Below are 15754 nucleotides of genomic sequence, written 5' to 3' on the forward strand. Positions count from 1 at the left end.
CCGCCGTCTTGCCGACGCCCGCTTCGCCCGTGATCAACGGGTTGTTCTGGCGGCGGCGCAGCAGCACGTCGATCATCGTGCGGATCTCGTGGTCGCGTCCGACGACCGCATCGATTTCGCCCGCGCGGGCACGGGCCGTCAGGTCGAGACAGTACTGATCGAGCGGCGAGCCCGCGCCGGCCTGGCGCATCGCGCCTGAACTCTCACCCGGCACCGCCGACGAGAAATCGCTGTTGTCATAGGGCGCGTCGTCGCCTTCGGGCGAGCCGTTGACCCACGCGACGAGCGTATCGCCGGACAAGTCCGCCGGCAGCCGGCTCAGCGCGGAGGACGCCGACAGCAGCACGCGCCGCAACTCGGGTGTGCTCGCCAGTGCGGCGATCAGCCACGCGCCGCGCACGCGGCGGTCGCCGTATTCGAGCGTCGCGAGCACCCATGCGCGTTCGATCGCGAGTTCGATGTAGTGAGAAAAATCGCTGATCGAACTTGCGCCCGAAGGCAATGCGTTCAGGGCGCGCGCAAGGTCGCGCTCCAGTACGTCGATGTCGATACCTGCGTGCCGAACGATGCGATGAAGGTCGCTATCGGGAAGTTGCAGCAGCTGATGCAGCCAGTGCACGGGCTCGACATAAGGATTGCCGCGGAGCTTACAAAAGGTGGTCGCGGATTCGATGCTTCGGAACAGCGTGGCCCCGAGCTTACCAAAGAGTGCCTGGCGTGAGACGGTCATTATTCTTGAGTATTAGAACGCTGTACTAAACAAGCGTGCGCGTCACGATTCGTTTTCTTTCTTGCCAGCAGGCCACGTCGTCGTGTTTCTTGCCTCGGTTTCCGATTGTCGATTGCTGCGGCCGAAGCGATTATCCACGCCGCGGTTCGCGAGTCAACGATCGTTCAGGTTAAATTCATCTCGATAATGCAGGCCTGGGCTATTCGATAAGCATGCACAATGAACAATCCTTCAAGCGCATCAAGGACTTAAGAATAACTAACGACATTCGATGAAAATCCAAGCGAGGATAAGTTTGCAAATCAGGACTCGAGTTGTCCCGATCTCGTGTGAAGCCGATGCCCTTTGTCTCAAATTAAATGCTATGGACACTGCATTTGCGCCGTGTTCTAATCCGGCCCCGTCCCGCCTTTAGCCAAGTGATCTTAGAAAATCCGGACAACTCTTTATCGATGGATCGGAGACTTGATGAAACTTGCAAGACTCTTTCGCGCCAGCCCGTCTGATGAACCGCGCATCGAACCGCGCGACCGGCAGGCGCCGGCAGGTCCGGCGAATCAGGAGGCCGCGTCCGGGTTCGATGGCCGGGGTGCGCGTGCCGATTCATCGGCGTATGCGGACAGCCTCGTTCTCGATCTGATCGGCGGCATCGCCGATGCCAGTTCCGCACGCTTCACGGTCAAGACCGGAGACGATACGGCCAGCACGGCCACCGACGCGCTCTTCGGCTCCTTATACGAGCAGTACTGTCAGGCGCTCGATTCTCCGCTCACTCCGCGAGCGGATACGTGGGTGCCCGCGCCCGGCGGTGAAGATCTCTCATACGGCGAACAGCATCAGACAAGAAGCCGTTGGGGCGACGAGACCATCAGCCCGATTGCCGACGTGCTCGGAGACATCTACAACCTGGAGCAGGCCTTCGGGCCCATGTTCGGTCATTCGTCGCATTCGGCCGCCGCTTCCGACGACGTCCCCGAAGTGCTGCGCCTTTTCGCTCCGCCGGAGTATGGCGCGGCGTTGTCGCGCAAGCCGGGACCGATACTGCCGTCGCTCGTGCGGCGCGAACACCACACGTTATCCATCGATAGTCCCGTGCGGCCATTGAACACCCCCCATAGCAGAGAGCAGGAGCCGACCCAGTGAGCACCGACACCCTGAATTCGACCGGCGGCAAGCAAGCCGCACCCGCGCCGGGCGAAGCCATTGCGGACCTCGTGGCCAAAATCCGCAAGGAGCCTTCGGTCGCGGCGCATCGCTGGTCGCTGTTCCAATGCTTTTGCGTGACCGGCGAGTGGGGGCGGGCGCTTCAGCAATTGCAGGTCTACGGACAACTCGACAGTGACGCCGAGCGTGTCGTCCACACGTATCGCGACCTGATTCGCGCCGAACGCTGGCGCGAACAAGTGATGGCCGGCAAGCGCGCGCCCGCCTTCGTGTACGACGATGCCGCCGCATGGATGCAATCGCTCGTCGAGGCACTCAAGCTGACGGCGAAGGGCGATCTCGATGCGGCCGATCGTGCGCGCGAAGCCGCGCTCGATGCCGCGCCGCTTGTCGCGGGCCGCGCGAACGATGAGACCTTCGAGTGGATCGGCGACAGCGATTCGCGGCTCGGACCGGTTTGCGAGTTCATCGCGGCGGGCAGTTATCGCTGGGTCGCGCTGGCGGATCTCGCCGGGTGGCGCGTGCGTCAGCCGGCCGCGCTGATCGATCTGGTGTGGACACCGTGCACGCTCGCACTCAATGACGGCAGCACGCTGCACGGCTTCGTGCCCGCGCGTTATCCGTTGCCGACAGAGAATCAGACGGACGACGCCGAAGCGCTGCAGACGGGCCGCGAGACGATCTGGCGCGAAGTCGGCCGCACCGGCGTGATCGGCTTTGGCCGCAAGACGTGGTCGACTGCCGCGGGCGACTTCAGCGTGTTCGAACTGTCGACGTGCGCGTTCGGCGATGCGGCAACAGCCGACGCAGCCGGCCTCGACGAGGACGCAGACGAGGAGCCGGCCGCGTGAACAGGACGAACCGCCGCACGCCATCTGGGGCCGGTGCGCAGGCGCCGCGCCGCGCCGATTCGCATCTGATGCCGACCCTGCTCGACCGGCTGCGCGACGACGCGCCGCAGCGCCAGACCGAAGTGGCGGGCGAGTACACGGTGACGCGATCGCAGATGCGCGAGATCATCCAGCGCGATCTGGCGTATCTGCTCAACGCGATCAGCATCGAAGACCAGATCGACCGCACGCGGTATCCCGAGGCGGCGGCCTCGACGGTGAACTTCGGCGTCCCGCCGCTCGCGGGCGATTTCGTCGCATCGCACCGGTGGTCGGATATGGAGCAGAAGATCAAGCGGGCTATCGAAGAATTCGAGCCTCGCTTGATGCGCGACACGTTGTCCATCGTGCCGCTCAGCGGCGTCGACGGCAACGGTCAATACAACAACCTCGCCTTCGAGATCCGCGGCATGCTCCGCATGGACCCGTATCCGCTGGAGTTCATGGTTCAAAGCTCGCTCGATCTCGAGACGAGCCGGCTGCACGCGACGGCGCGGCGCGGCGGCTGAATCAGCGCGGCGGCGCAATCACGCCGTGCGCATAACCCAGGCATCATATGGACCCGAGGCTGCTCGAGTATTACAACCAGGAACTGGTCGCATTGCGCGACCTCGGCGGCGAGTTCGCCAAGGCGCATCCGAAGATCGCACACCGGCTCGTGAACCGGCCCGGCGAAGCCGTCGATCCCTACGTGGAACGGCTCGTCGAATCGTTCTGTTTCATGGCAGCGCGCATGCAGGTCAAGCTCGATGCGGAGTTCCCGCGCTTCGCCGGCCGCCTGCTCGAAGTGATGTACCCGAATTACACCGCGCCGACGCCGTCGATGGCGGTGGCGCAGTTTCATCCGGATGCGGCATCGGACAAACTAGCCGGAGGCTTTAGGATCGCCCGGGGAACGCCGGTCAAGAGCCGCACCGCGCCGGGCGAGAAGACGGCCTGCACCTTCCGTACGGGCCACGATGTCGTGCTCTATCCGCTCACCATCACGAGCGCGAGCCTGACCGGCGTGCCGCGAGACATCCGTGGGCTCGATCGCTACGTTCCAGACCATACGCGTGCGCGCGACGCATTGCGCTTGCGCCTTCGCACGACCAACGGGGCGAGCATCGCCGATCTGCGCGGGCTGGATCGGCTGCCCGTGTATCTGAGCGGCGATGAGCAGGTTGCGTCGCACCTGTTCGAACTGCTGCATTGCGCGAGCATCGCGACGATCATCGGCGCGCCGGACGATCTGGCGAAGCAGGACCGTCCGCTTTCGGTGGTCGTATCGGACGCGGTGGCGCATGAAGGCTTCGGTGTCGATCAGGGCTTGCTGCCGCTGACATGGTCAAAGTTTCATGGACACAACCTGCTGCAGGAGTACTTCTCCTGCCCGAGCCGCTTCTTCTTTTTCACGCTGACGGGCCTTGAAGACGCGCTGCGCCGCGTGAAAGGCGACGAAGTCGAGATCGTCGTGCTGCTTAGTCATTCGAGCGATCGTCTGAGCGGCCTCGTCGATGCTTCCCGCTTCGCACTGTTCTGCGCGCCGGTTATCAACCTGTTTCCAAGCCGCACCGATCGTATCGAGGTGAACCAGTCAGCGTCGGAATTTCATCTGGTGCCGAGGCGTCTCGCGCCGCTCGACTATGAGGTGTTCGCGGTCGATGCGCTCGCCGGTCATCGCGGCAATGGCGGCGCCGGGCTGGAATTCCGCCCGCTCTATCAGACGCGCAACAGCGACGAGGGCAACTACGGCCGCTATTTCTCGCTGCGGCGCGAGAGCCGGCTTCATTCCGAGGCGACACGGCGTTATGGATCGCGCACGCCCTATGCGGGAACGGAAGTGTACGTGTCGCTCGTCGATCAGCATGACGCGCCGTACCCGGAGGACATTCGCTATCTTTCCGTCGATGCGTGGCTGACCAATCGCGATCTGCCGAGCCTCGTTCCGCGCGACGGCGTGCGTGATCTGTTCATCGATTTCGATGCGCCCGTGGCCAGTATCGGACTCGTGCGTGCGCCGAGCGCGCCGCGCGAACCGTTTGCGGAACGCGAGACGGCGTGGCGGCTGATCCGGCACCTGAATTTCAACTACCTGCCGCTCGAGGAAATCGATCACCGGCAGGGCGGCCAGGGCATGCGCGACATGCTGAGGCTGTTCGTCGCGGGCGACGACAAGATCCATCAGCGGCAGATCGAAAGTCTCGTCGGCGTGAAGACGCAACCGGTTTCGCGCAAGCTGCCGGGCAAGGGGCCGCTCGTATTCGGACGCGGCATCGAGTGTCTGCTCACCGTCGACGAGTCGGGTTTCTCCGGCGTCAGTCCCTATCTTTTCGGCCTCATTCTCGAGCATTTCCTGATGCGCCACGTGTCGATCAACACGTTCACGCAGACCGAGCTTCACTCGATGCAACGCGGCCGCCTCGTGCGATGGCCGGTTCGCATGGGCGCGCGCGGATCGAGGTGATGCAACGCGCGGCCGCGAGTTCCATGCGGTGCGATTGCCGCCGGTCGAACCGGTCGCGCAGCCGATGAGAGGACCGCGCGTCGACCCCGGGCGATACCTCACAGACATCGCATGACGGCATGCGACAAGACAGACGAACGTAGGATGTCAACACATGAGCAATACGAAGAATCAGGCCGGGAAGAAGGCCTCCGCCGGCAAGACCGGCCAGGTCGCGTCGCACGACTGGATGGCGCCCGTCGATGCCGCGGTCCCGTGCGGCGTCGATCTCGAATATGACCCGGAGTTCGTGGTCCTGTCGTCGCAGGTTGCCGCGCGCATGGAAGCGCAATATGGCGATTTCGTCGGCGTGCCCGATCCGGTGAACTGGAGCGACGTCGACCGCGATTGCCGTCGTCTCATGATGCGCAGCAAGGACATGCGGCTTGCCGTGCTGTTCACGCGCTGCCGCACCCGGCTGGGCGGCGCGCCGGGACTTGCCGAGGGTTTGGGCTTGCTGGCCGCGTGGCTCGCGGCCTTCCCCGATACGATTCATCCGCGGCAGGGCGTGGATGACGACGAGGACGCCGCGCTCGAAATCCGCATGAACGCGCTGCAAGGATTGACTGACACCGATGGCCTGCTGTCGGATGTGCGTGAAATCGCGCTTACGCGTTCGAGCGCTGCGCGGCTGCAAATGCGCGATGTCGAGCGTGCGTTTGCGCATCCGCGTCCGAGCGACGCGCTCGCGCCAGAATCGGTGACGCGTCAGATCGAAGATTTGCGCATGCAGCAGCCCAACGTCCTCGCCGGCTTCGACGCGGCGGCCGACAGCCTGAAAGCCATCGAAGCATGGAGCCGCGAGCATCTGGGCGCGTATGTGCCTGAGTTTGCGCAGCTTGCGCGTCTGCTGGACCGGGTGGTGTCGACGGGCGTGCGCGTTGTTCCTGTTGCGATGGATGAACCGGCCGACGAAGCGGCGACTGCCGATGACATCGATGTCGCCGCGCCCGATGCAGATACTCCAAGTCAGCTCATCGTTCCCAACGAGACGACGGTCGTTGAGCCTGTGAGGATGGTGCGCACGGGCGCCGTGGATCGTCATGCTGCGCTTGAATTGATACGCGAGGCGCGTCACTGGTTCGAGCAGCATGAGCCGAGCAGCCCGATCCCCGTGTTGCTGCGGCGTGCGGAACAGTTCGTCGGCAAGCGATACGCCGAAGTCGTGAAAGCGATCAGCCCGGAGATGCTTGCGCAGTGGGATAGCGATGATTCGATGGGGTGAGGGGTTGGTGGTCGCTGCCACATAACGAAGAGAACTCGTCAGATGCTTTGAAACGATGACTCGCGCGACCAGTTGATATGGTCGGCCGGGAGGATCTCGCATGGCAATCCGGCGCGGGACACTGCAAGCACACTCATTGCTACGAATCTGAGGAACCCGACGTCCATCGCGCATTTCCAGAAGCAGCGCACGTCGGTGCTTCCCTACGATCCGCAAAGGAGAACAGTCATGCCCGACGCTTCCGACCCGCAAACGCCCGATCCATCGCAAGCGGAGATAGCGCGCGGCACGCCGCCCGCGCGCACGCCCGCGACCTTGCCGGACACCGACTTGCAGCCGGATCAGCAGCCTGTCCGCAGCACGCCGGATTTGTCCAAGCCGGGTGCAGACGGCTGATTTCCCGTCGCGAGAGGCCGTGCGGGCACGCCGGGGCCGGCACTGAAGGCGTGCCCGAAACGGACGCGATCTGCAGTTCTAGCAGAGCCTACAAGCGTACGAGAGACGTTCAAGCCCGGCAGCGTGCTCATGGTCGATCCGAGCCACTGATTCGTCACGCGCTGTCGGAGGACCGCAAAGCCGCGCTCCCCATGTCCCGTGCGGTCGGAACACGCTAACCGTCACGCGCCGGGGCGCGCTGGACGGTCCACCCCCCGTCATTCAACCCAGCCGCCCCTCCCCCTGGCATTCCCGATGCTATAAGCCTTCAGCTAGCCAACAAGGAGGAAGCGATGGACAAGACCCCCACCCGGGATTCCAAATCCCTGATGAGCCGCGCCATCGCGTGGCCCGTTCGCATGTTCAAGCGATTCAGCGACGACCGCGCCGCGCCGATGGCCGCGAGCATCGCGTTCTACTCGGCGTTCTCGCTCGCGCCGACGCTCGTGATGGTCATCGCCATCGCCGGGCTCGTGTTCGGCGCAGAAGCGGCGCGCGGGCAGCTCTTCCATCAGATAAGCGGAATGCTCGGCAAGGATGCCGCCGAAAGCGTGCAGACGATCGTGCAGCATGCGCATCGCAGTGGCGGGGGCGGTATCGCGGCGATCATTTCATTCGTGCTGCTGGCGGTCGGCGCGTCGGCGACGTTTTCATCGCTGAACACGGCCTTGTCGATTATCTGGCCCGCCGAGAAAAAGGAGAAATCCGGCGTCGCCACTCTGGTCAAAGTGCGGCTAATTTCCTTCGGCCTCGTAATGGGCGTCGCGTTCCTGCTGATCGTCTCGCTCGTTCTCGATACCGCCGTCCAGGCCGCCGGGAAGTGGGTGTTCGGCGAGTCGCCGCTCGTCATCATCGGCGATATCGTGCAGTTCGTGCTCGGGCTCGTGATCCTGTCCGCCGCGTTCGCCGCACTGCTGAAATACCTGCCCGATGGTCAGGTCGAGTGGCGCGACGCCTTTGTCGGCGGCGCGATCTCGGCCGTGCTGTTCTCCGTCGGCAAGAAGCTGTTCGCGCTCTACCTGACGCACGCGGGGACCGCCAACGCGTTCGGCGCGGCCGGCTCGCTCGCGGTTCTGCTGATGTGGCTGTACTTCGCGGCAGCCGTGGTGCTGCTCGGCGCGGAAGCCGCGGCTACGCGAGTCGAGGTGCGCGAAGGTAGCAGCGCGGCCAACGCGGGTGCCGCCGATGCGCCCTCAGTTGCCGATAAAGGCAACAGCGCCATGCCGATGCCTGCGCCTGTCGTGCGCGTCGAGCATCTCGACGATGTGACGCCCGCGCCGCTTGACGAGCGCGTGATTGCAACGCCGTCATCGTCGTGGGCGCTGGCTCTAGCGAAAGGTATGGATGCGCTGAAGTCCAATCCGAGCCGCATCGCGATCGCGGCGGCCGGGGCGGGTCTGTTCCTGTTCACCAAGGGATCGCAGCGGACGCACGGAAGGCATCGGTCGGTGAAGGCTTGAGAAGGCGCGGGCGGGCGCCGTTCCTCGCGCGTTGGGGTGCCGTCGCGACGTTAGCGACGGCGTCCCATCTTCAGCCGATGCGCTGATGCTTCAGCCGTCACAGCGCCGCTGTCTTGTCGCTAGGTTCATCGCTGGCGTCACGTTTGCGCATCGACGCTCCTCGCGATCCGCCTCGACCGAGCGTAAGCAGCACAGGTATCGCCGTGTACGAAGGCGCGCGACTTTGCGGATTGAATCGCGTACATCTACCCGGCGTGTGCCATCGATACTCGCGCCTTCAAGAAGCAACAACTACCGCGATCCTGTTTGCGCTCGCTGAAGCGGTCGAAGTCAGGAGAAACCGCTTCGATCAAATCGCGCGCTTCGGCTTCAATCCCGGCCGATTCGCGCCAGTGGAAAAAACGGTCGCCGAGCGCCGCCTTCGCCATGCTCGCGACGATGGCCTACTCGACGAAAAGGTGCTTAGAACCGGGCGGCATCGATCCGAGCGGCGATCACCCCATCGACATCGAATCTTCGACGGTCCCCGATTGCGGGCCGCTCGCTTGCAATTCAAGCAAGACACGGCAAGACGACCGACCTTCCGCCCCTCCAATCCAGCGCATCGCCGCCCTCCGCCATCCAGCCGACGGAGAAGGCAGCAACGCGCCAAGCCAAAACACCCCTTAACGCCCGCCCGGCAACGCATAAGCGATCACATAATCCCCGAGCTTGGTATTGAACGACCCATGCCCGCCCGCCGCGATCAGCACGTACTGCTTGCCATTGGCCTCGTACGTCATCGGCGTGGCCTGTCCGCCCGCCGGCAGCCTGGCGTGCCACAGCTCCTTGCCGGTATCGGTGCTGAACGCGCGGATATAGTCATCCGCCGTCGCGCCGATGAAAAACACGCGCCCCGCCGTCGTCATCGGCCCGCCCAGCATCGGCATGCCCATCTTGAACGGCAGCGGAATCGGCGATGAATCGCGCGTCGTGCCGATGCGCTTCTTCCAGATCACCTTGTGCGTATCCAGATCGAGCGCCGACACATAGCCCCATGCAGGCTGCTTGCACGGCAGGTTCAAAGGCGACAGGAACGGATTCAGCGTGACGCCGAACGGCACACCGTATTGCGGCTGAACGCCGACTTCCGTGCCCGTGCCGGCCCGCCCTGCCTGGGGCGGCTCGATCGGATTTTCCGGCCCGCGCGGAATGAGCCGCGACACGAACGGCAACGCGATCGGGTTCGCAATCGCAATCCGTCGATCCGTATCGACAGCCAGCCCGCCCCACTCGAACATGCCGAGATTGCCGGGGAACACGAGCGTGCCCTGTTCCGACGGCGGCGTGAACGGCCCCTCATACCGCAGCCGATGAAAGATCACGCGGCACACGAGCTGGTCGTACATCGTCGCGCCCCACATGTCGGCGCCGGTCAGGTTCTTCTGCGGCCGGTAGGTCAGTTCCGAGAACGGCTGCGTCGGCGAAAGCCGGTCGCCCTTGGCCGGACCCTGCGGCACCGGCTGTTCGGGCGCGGGGATAATCGGCTTGCCGGTGCGGCGGTCCAGCACGAAGATGTTGCCCGTCTTGGCAGGCGCGTAGATGGCCGGAACGATGTTGCCGCTCGCATCCTTGATATCCGCGATGGTCGGTTGCGCAGGCAGGTCCATGTCCCACAGGTCGTGATGCACGGTCTGATAGAACCACGCGAGCTTGCCCGTCGTTGCGTTGAGCGCGAGCAGACCGCTCGCGTACCGTTCCTGTTCCGGCGTGCGGTTGCCGCCCCAGATGTCCGGCGTCGTGACGCCCATCGGCAGATAGACGAGATCGAGTTGCGCATCGTAGGCGGCGGGCGCCCATGAGTTCGGCGAGTTGAACGTGTAGGCATGCTGATCGTCCGGAATCGCGTTCGGATTCGCCGCGCCCGGATCGAAGGCCCACAGCAGCTTGCCGCTATCCACGTCGAAGCCGCGAATCACACCCGACGGTTCGCGCGTGCCGTAGTTGTCCGTCACCGCGCCCGCAACGACGATCACCTTCGACGTCACGACTGGCGGCGATGTCGGCTCGTACTGGCCCGGCGTCTTGACCGGCTGCAAATGCTGAAGGTCCAGCACGCCGTTGACCGCGAAGCCGGCGCAGCGCTGGCCGGTGGCGGCATCGAGCTCGAAGAGGCGGCCATCGTTGACGGGCAGGATGATGCGGCGCGCGCACATCGGCAGTGAAGCGGCCTTGTTCGCCTGGCGCGCCTGTGCGGCGGCCGGCGTCTCATAGTAGGAGACGCCCCGGCAGGTCACGTGCTGAAAGCTCGGGTCCGGCTTCAGCTCCGGATTGAAGCGCCATTTCTCCTTGCCGGTCGCGCCGTCCAGCGCGATCGCGTTCTGATGCGGCGTGCAGAAGAACAGCGTGCCATCGACCGCGAGCGGCGTCACTTCATCGGTGATTTCGACGGGATCGTTCGGGCCTTTCATGTCGCCGGTGCGAAAGCTCCACGCTTCCTTGAGATCGCCGACGTTCTTGTCGTCGATCTGCGTAAGCGGCGAGTAGCGCGTGCCGCCCTGCGAGTTGCCATATGCCAGCCAGTCGCCCGGACGGCCAGCCGTGGCGGCGGGCGTGCCCGATCCCTGACGCGCGAACGAACCGTTGATCTCTTGCGGATCGTTGAGCACCGCATACACGAGCGCGATGCCCGTCAGCACGAGCGCCGCCGCGATCGCAAGCCCGCCTCTGCGAACCGGGCTCGCATACAGGCGATACGTGAACGGCAGCAGCAGCCATATGCCGACGAACACGAGCACGTCGAGACGCGGCGCGAGCGCCCAGAAATCGAAGCCGGCTTCGGCGATCGCCCATATCAGCGTGCCGAAAAGCAGCAGCGCATAGACGAAGAGCGCCGTTGGATTGCGCCGCATGATGAGCCATGCGACCGCCAGCATGAGCAGGCCCGCAATGACGTAATAGGGCGATCCGCCGATCGCGACGAGCCATATGCCGACGCCGCCAAGATATAGGCCCGATATCGCGAGGAACGCGATGGTGAGCCACTTGACGACGGGCGACGGCGAGCCGGTGGACGGCCGCGCCGGCGGGGAGTTCGTATTCATTCACACACCTCTGTTTGCAACTATGAGTAATGGATCATGCGGCCAGCATGAAGCGTCGCATGCGACTGGATACGCATGCGACGCGAGCAGGCGGAGGACAAGCGTAACGCGTTGGCGAAGCATTCGCCAAATGCGGGACGTACGTCGCTACCGGCGCCCGTCAAGCACTTGACGTGCCACTGCCGTTGTTTGCTCCCGGCGCGAGGATATTGGGCAGCACCGGATTCTCCGGCTGAGTGTAACGCTGCTCGACAGCCTTTCGGATTCCTTCAAAACTGTCAGCGGCCGAAAGCGCTTCGTCGGCTGCTATCTCGCGCGCTTCGTCGGCGAGCGTGGCATCGCCGATGACGTCGCGGAACCACGTCGAATAATCGCCCCGGCGCAAGTGAAAGAGCCAGGTGTCCTCATCGACGCCTTCCGCGATTTCGAGAAACAGCACGAGATTGTGTGCGCGCAGGTTGAGCTTGTCATCGGGGCCGCGGAAATAAAAGCTGCGCTCCGGGATCAGCATGCCCTCCGCATACTTGCGCACGTGCCGCCGGCGCTGCGTTTTCGCCGGTTCGATTCGCACGACGATCGGTGTGCCCCAGTGTCCCTCGCGATCGCGACGCCACACGAGCGCCTCGCCTGTCTCGATCGCATCGGGAAGTCCGGCGGGTTCGTCGATGCCCGCTGCCTGCGCGAACTCCTGCAGCGTTTCCTGCGCACCCGGACCCGCACCGATGAACACCGTCACGCGGTCGAGCAGCCGCGCAGAAAGCTGATTCGGATGCACGGTTGCGAACAGCGCGGGCGCGAGCTGGTCGGGCAGCGTTTCATCGGCGGCGTTGATGCTCGCGGGAAAGAAGTGATGCGCTTCGTCGAAGATCATCCAGTGCGGACGCCCGGTGAGCGCGCGCGTCTTCTGCATGTGCGCGAGCACGGTCGCGCAATAGGTCGGCCGCTCCGCGAACGACACGCGCATCAAGTTGACGACGACCGACTGGCTCGGCTGATGGATGAGCCGCGTGACATCATCGGCTTTCGGGGCGGTTTCCGCGTCGCCGATGGGAAGCGCATCTTCGAGGCTGTCGAAGTCGCCTTCGGGATCGAGCGCGCAGAACTGATAGCCCGACTCCGATAACCGCTCCATCAATCCGGTGATGAGTGTCGACTTGCCGCCGCCGGATTGTCCCGCGATCAGCGCGACCGTGTCTTGCGGCGCGAGCGTTTCTGTGTCGCCGCTTTGATCGCTTTTGTCGTCCTCCGCCTTCACGCGCTCGCCGAGCACGAGGTGACGTCGCGTAAGATGTTCGCTCGCGCTGGCGAGATCGTCTTCGAGGATCGCTTCGATCAGTTCCGTCACGCCGGCGCCGCATTCGCGATCCAGCACGATATCGGCGTGCGCTTTCAGCGCATCGATCGCGTTGCCGACGGCGGCCGATATCTCGCACGCATCGAGCAGCGCGTGATCGTTCTGCGCATCGCCGACGCCGACCGCATTGCGCGGCGACAGCGCCATTTTCTCGAGCGCCGCAAGCAGGCCGCTCGCCTTGCTGACGCCGGGCGCGAGGACCATTACCGCGTCGCCGTTATAGACGACGTGCAGGTCGAGACCGAGATCGCGGATCGCGGCGTGGGCCTGCTCATCGTAGGGCTTCACGGTCGCGACGAGCGTCTGGCTCACGCCGAGATGCCGCACGCCGCTGGCCTTCATCGCCTCGACGAACTCGGGCGGCGGCGGGGGCGCGAGCAGCGTGCGCTCACGCGTCGCCGGTGAGTAGATCACGCCGCCGTTCTCCGCGACGATCAGTGAGAAGCGATCGACGCGATCGCACAGCGTGAGCAGATCGTCGAGTTCACGGCCCGTCACGAGCACCATATGACGCCCCGACGCGCGCAGCCGGTCGACGGCTTCCCACGTCGCATCACTCACGCGGCCTTCTTCGGCGAGCGTGTTGTCGTAATCGCTGGCAAGCACCATGCATCGCATAGCGGTCTCCCTCGGTTAAGCGTCGTGCGCCACCAGATGCGGCGGCGGCGCGCGACGGGCGGCGCGCGCATCGAGCAGGCGCCGATAAACATCGACGTAATCGCCCGCCATGCGCTCGGCCGTGAAGCGCCGCTCGAAACTTTCGCGGCAGCGGTGGCGATTGATTTGCGGCAGGCGCGCGACGGCCTCGACCGCTTCGTCCTCGTTACGCACGACGAAGCCGTTCACGCCATCTTCGATGATCTCCGGCACCGAGCCGCGCCCGAACGCGATCACCGGCGTGCCGCAGGCAAGCGCCTCGATCATCACGAGCCCGAACGGCTCCGGCCAGTCGATCGGAAACAACAATGCGCGCGCATGGCCGATGAGCCGGCTCTTGCCGGTATCGTCCTGTTCGCCCGCATAGTCGATGAGCGGCGCCTGCACGAGCGGCGCGACGGCGCGTTCGAAATACGGGCGATCGGCTTCGTCCACCTTGGCGGCGATGCGAAGCGGCACGTTCGCACGGCGCGCGATGCGGATGGCGGCATCCGGTCCCTTGGCCGGTGCGATCCTGCCGACGAACGCGAGATGCTCGCCCGCGCGTTCATGGAAGCGGTACAGCGTGGCGGGCAAGCCGTGATGCACCGTGCCCGCCCACGAAAGCCACGGCAGCGGCGCGCGCTGCGCATCCGAGACGGAGACGAGCGGAATGTCCGCGAAGCGCCGATACATCGGCTCGAGGCCGGGCACGTCGAGCCGCCAGTGCAGGGTCGTCACATGCGCGCACTGCATGCGCCGCGCGAACGGAAAACTCTGGTAGTCCGTATGAAAGTGGACGATGTCGAACTGCTTCGACGCAGCGACGACATCTTCGAGCATCGCGAAGTGAAAGGCTTGCGGGTCGGCGGTGTCTTCGACTAGCCGCACCGCGCAATCGCTTCCCGCGACCAGCTTCGCGCTCGTGTGCGAATCCGCGCTCGCGAACAGCGTGACATCGTGGCCCGCCTTCACGAGTTCCTCGCTGAGATAGGACACGATCCGCTCGATGCCGCCATAACGCTGCGGCGGCACGCTCTCATATAACGTCGATACCTGGGCGATGCGCATGACTATTCGATGAAAGGACGATCGATGCGGTGCATTCCCTATGCCTGTAGCGCGCCGGTGTCGAGATTGGCGGCGTCGGCATTCGCAGCCGGGGCGGGCGCGTGAGATTCGATGAGATCGCGATAGACCGCGAGATAATCGCGCGCCATCCGCTCGGCGCAGAAACGCTGCTCGAAGGTCTTGCGGCAGCGCGCGCGATCGACCGCGCCGATATCGCGTACCGCCTGCACGGCTTCATCGACATCATCGACGATAAAGCCGCTCACGCCATGCTCGATCACCTCCGGCACCGCGCCGCGCCTGAACGCGATGACCGGCGTGCCCGACGCCATCGCTTCGATCATCACGAGGCCGAACGGCTCTTCCCAGTCGATCGGAAAAACGAGCGCACGTGCATGCGCGAACAACGCGCGCCGCGCTTCGCCGCCGACTTCGCCGAGATACTCCACGAACGATTGCGACGCTTCGAGCAGCGGGCAGATTTGCTCCTTGAAGTACGCACGCTCACCCGGATGCACGGCGGCGGCAATTTTCAGCGGCAAGCCGGCGCGGCGTGCGATCTCGATTGCGCGATCGATGCGCTTCTCCGGCATCACGCGTCCGACAAAGAGCAGATAGTCGCCGCCTTCCTGCGAGTACCGCATTTCGTCGAGCGCGAGACCGTGGTGGATGGTCGCGCGCCAGTTTGCGTCGGGCATTTCGCTGCGCTGACCATCGGAGATGGCGACGAGCGGCGCATCGCTGAAGGTATCGAAGAGCGGGCCGTGATCGGCGGGGAGCAGACGGCCATGCATCGTCGTGATGGATGGACATGCGAGCAGGCGCTGCATCGGCAGATGCAAAGGCTCGGTATGAAAGTGGATTACATCGAATTGCGATGAACGTTTGATGACCGCATCGAGCTGGCGCAAGTGATGACTCGTCGTATCCCATACGCGTTCGTCGCGCCATAGCGCAGTCGGCGTGCCGCTTATCAGGCGGGCGCGCGTGCGCGAATCGCCGGTGGCGAACAGCGTGACGTCGTGCCCGAGAGCGACGAGTGCTTCGGTCAGGTAAGAGATGATCCGCTCGGTGGCGCCATATGCGATAGGAGGGACGCTCTCGTAGAGCGGTGCGACCTGTGCGATTTTCATCGATGGATTCCGGTGTCGGCCACGCCGATGCATGGTTTGTGTCGTTCGATGCGCTCAGTGAGCAATCTCCGGGCCGACGATCGCTGCG

Annotated in this window: 13 protein-coding genes; 7 read left to right on the forward strand and 6 right to left on the reverse strand. The window is 64.5% G+C overall.

Annotation, left to right across the window (positions count from 1 at the left end; translation table 11 throughout):
• The coding region (locus BG57_RS09040) for a Clp protease N-terminal domain-containing protein (protein ID WP_035962456.1) at positions 1-730 on the reverse strand (730 nt) is incomplete at its 3' end.
• A 468-nt stretch (positions 731-1198) separates the two neighbouring features.
• Between BG57_RS09040 and BG57_RS09045 the strand changes: the two genes are divergently transcribed.
• From BG57_RS09045 to BG57_RS09070, 7 genes are all read left to right on the forward strand, one after another.
• A complete protein-coding gene (locus tag BG57_RS09045) occupies positions 1199-1873 on the forward strand; it encodes a TagK domain-containing protein (protein ID WP_035962458.1) in 675 nt (224 codons plus the stop codon).
• Positions 1870-2745, forward strand: coding sequence for a type VI secretion system accessory protein TagJ (locus tag BG57_RS09050; protein ID WP_035962459.1), 876 nt, complete (start codon positions 1870-1872; stop codon positions 2743-2745). The genes BG57_RS09045 and BG57_RS09050 overlap by 4 nt, the downstream gene beginning before the upstream one ends.
• Complete coding sequence (tssE, locus tag BG57_RS09055) at positions 2742-3293, forward strand: type VI secretion system baseplate subunit TssE (protein WP_035962460.1); 552 nt, start codon at positions 2742-2744, stop codon at positions 3291-3293. The genes BG57_RS09050 and tssE overlap by 4 nt, the downstream gene beginning before the upstream one ends.
• Before the next feature lie 47 nt (positions 3294-3340).
• Positions 3341-5230, forward strand: coding sequence for a type VI secretion system baseplate subunit TssF (gene tssF / locus BG57_RS09060; protein ID WP_035962461.1), 1890 nt, complete (start codon positions 3341-3343; stop codon positions 5228-5230).
• Between the two features lie 229 nt (positions 5231-5459).
• On the forward strand, positions 5460-6494 hold the full coding sequence (locus tag BG57_RS09065; RefSeq protein WP_371875868.1) for a type VI secretion system protein TssA: 1035 nt from the start codon (positions 5460-5462) through the stop codon (positions 6492-6494).
• Positions 6495-6722: 228 nt separating this feature from the next.
• Complete coding sequence (locus BG57_RS33320; RefSeq protein WP_167569251.1) at positions 6723-6890, forward strand: hypothetical protein; 168 nt, start codon at positions 6723-6725, stop codon at positions 6888-6890.
• A gap of 332 nt (positions 6891-7222) precedes the next feature.
• Entirely contained in the window at positions 7223-8389 is a 1167-nt protein-coding gene (locus tag BG57_RS09070) for a YihY/virulence factor BrkB family protein (RefSeq protein WP_035962464.1), read from the forward strand.
• A 245-nt stretch (positions 8390-8634) separates the two neighbouring features.
• Here BG57_RS09070 and BG57_RS09075 read toward each other — a convergent pair whose 3' ends face one another.
• From BG57_RS09075 to BG57_RS09095, 5 genes are all read right to left on the reverse strand, one after another.
• Positions 8635-8817, reverse strand: coding sequence for a hypothetical protein (locus BG57_RS09075; protein ID WP_035962465.1), 183 nt, complete (start codon positions 8815-8817; stop codon positions 8635-8637).
• A 237-nt stretch (positions 8818-9054) separates the two neighbouring features.
• Positions 9055-11472, reverse strand: a complete 2418-nt coding sequence (locus BG57_RS09080) for a glucose/quinate/shikimate family membrane-bound PQQ-dependent dehydrogenase (RefSeq protein WP_035962467.1) — start codon at positions 11470-11472, stop codon at positions 9055-9057.
• Between the two features lie 160 nt (positions 11473-11632).
• Positions 11633-13444 (reverse strand): HAD family hydrolase, encoded by a 1812-nt coding sequence (locus tag BG57_RS09085; RefSeq protein ID WP_035962468.1) that lies wholly within the window; start codon positions 13442-13444, stop codon positions 11633-11635.
• Between the two features lie 15 nt (positions 13445-13459).
• Positions 13460-14533 (reverse strand): glycosyltransferase family 4 protein, encoded by a 1074-nt coding sequence (locus BG57_RS09090; protein WP_052005682.1) that lies wholly within the window; start codon positions 14531-14533, stop codon positions 13460-13462.
• Positions 14534-14571: 38 nt separating this feature from the next.
• Complete coding sequence (locus tag BG57_RS09095) at positions 14572-15666, reverse strand: glycosyltransferase family 4 protein (RefSeq protein ID WP_035962470.1); 1095 nt, start codon at positions 15664-15666, stop codon at positions 14572-14574.
• Between the last annotated feature and the right edge of the window lie 88 nt (positions 15667-15754).

Origin of the sequence: Caballeronia grimmiae (assembly GCF_000698555.1) — a bacterium.
Classification (GTDB): Bacteria; Pseudomonadota; Gammaproteobacteria; order Burkholderiales; family Burkholderiaceae; genus Caballeronia; species Caballeronia grimmiae.

What these genes read in the sequence shown, in the direction of transcription:
- BG57_RS33320 (WP_167569251.1), top strand. Translation starts at nt 6,723, where the DNA reads ATGCCCGACGCTTCCGACCCGCAAACGCCCGATCCATCGCAAGCGGAG.
- BG57_RS09095 (WP_035962470.1), bottom strand. Translation starts at nt 15,666, where the DNA reads ATGAAAATCGCACAGGTCGCACCGCTCTACGAGAGCGTCCCTCCTATC.
- BG57_RS09085 (WP_035962468.1), bottom strand. Translation starts at nt 13,444, where the DNA reads ATGCGATGCATGGTGCTTGCCAGCGATTACGACAACACGCTCGCCGAA.
- BG57_RS09075 (WP_035962465.1), bottom strand. Translation starts at nt 8,817, where the DNA reads ATGGCGAAGGCGGCGCTCGGCGACCGTTTTTTCCACTGGCGCGAATCG.
- BG57_RS09070 (WP_035962464.1), top strand. Translation starts at nt 7,223, where the DNA reads ATGGACAAGACCCCCACCCGGGATTCCAAATCCCTGATGAGCCGCGCC.
- BG57_RS09045 (WP_035962458.1), top strand. Translation starts at nt 1,199, where the DNA reads ATGAAACTTGCAAGACTCTTTCGCGCCAGCCCGTCTGATGAACCGCGC.
- BG57_RS09090 (WP_052005682.1), bottom strand. Translation starts at nt 14,533, where the DNA reads ATGCGCATCGCCCAGGTATCGACGTTATATGAGAGCGTGCCGCCGCAG.
- BG57_RS09065 (WP_371875868.1), top strand. Translation starts at nt 5,460, where the DNA reads ATGGCGCCCGTCGATGCCGCGGTCCCGTGCGGCGTCGATCTCGAATAT.
- BG57_RS09080 (WP_035962467.1), bottom strand. Translation starts at nt 11,472, where the DNA reads ATGAATACGAACTCCCCGCCGGCGCGGCCGTCCACCGGCTCGCCGTCG.
- tssF (WP_035962461.1), top strand. Translation starts at nt 3,341, where the DNA reads ATGGACCCGAGGCTGCTCGAGTATTACAACCAGGAACTGGTCGCATTG.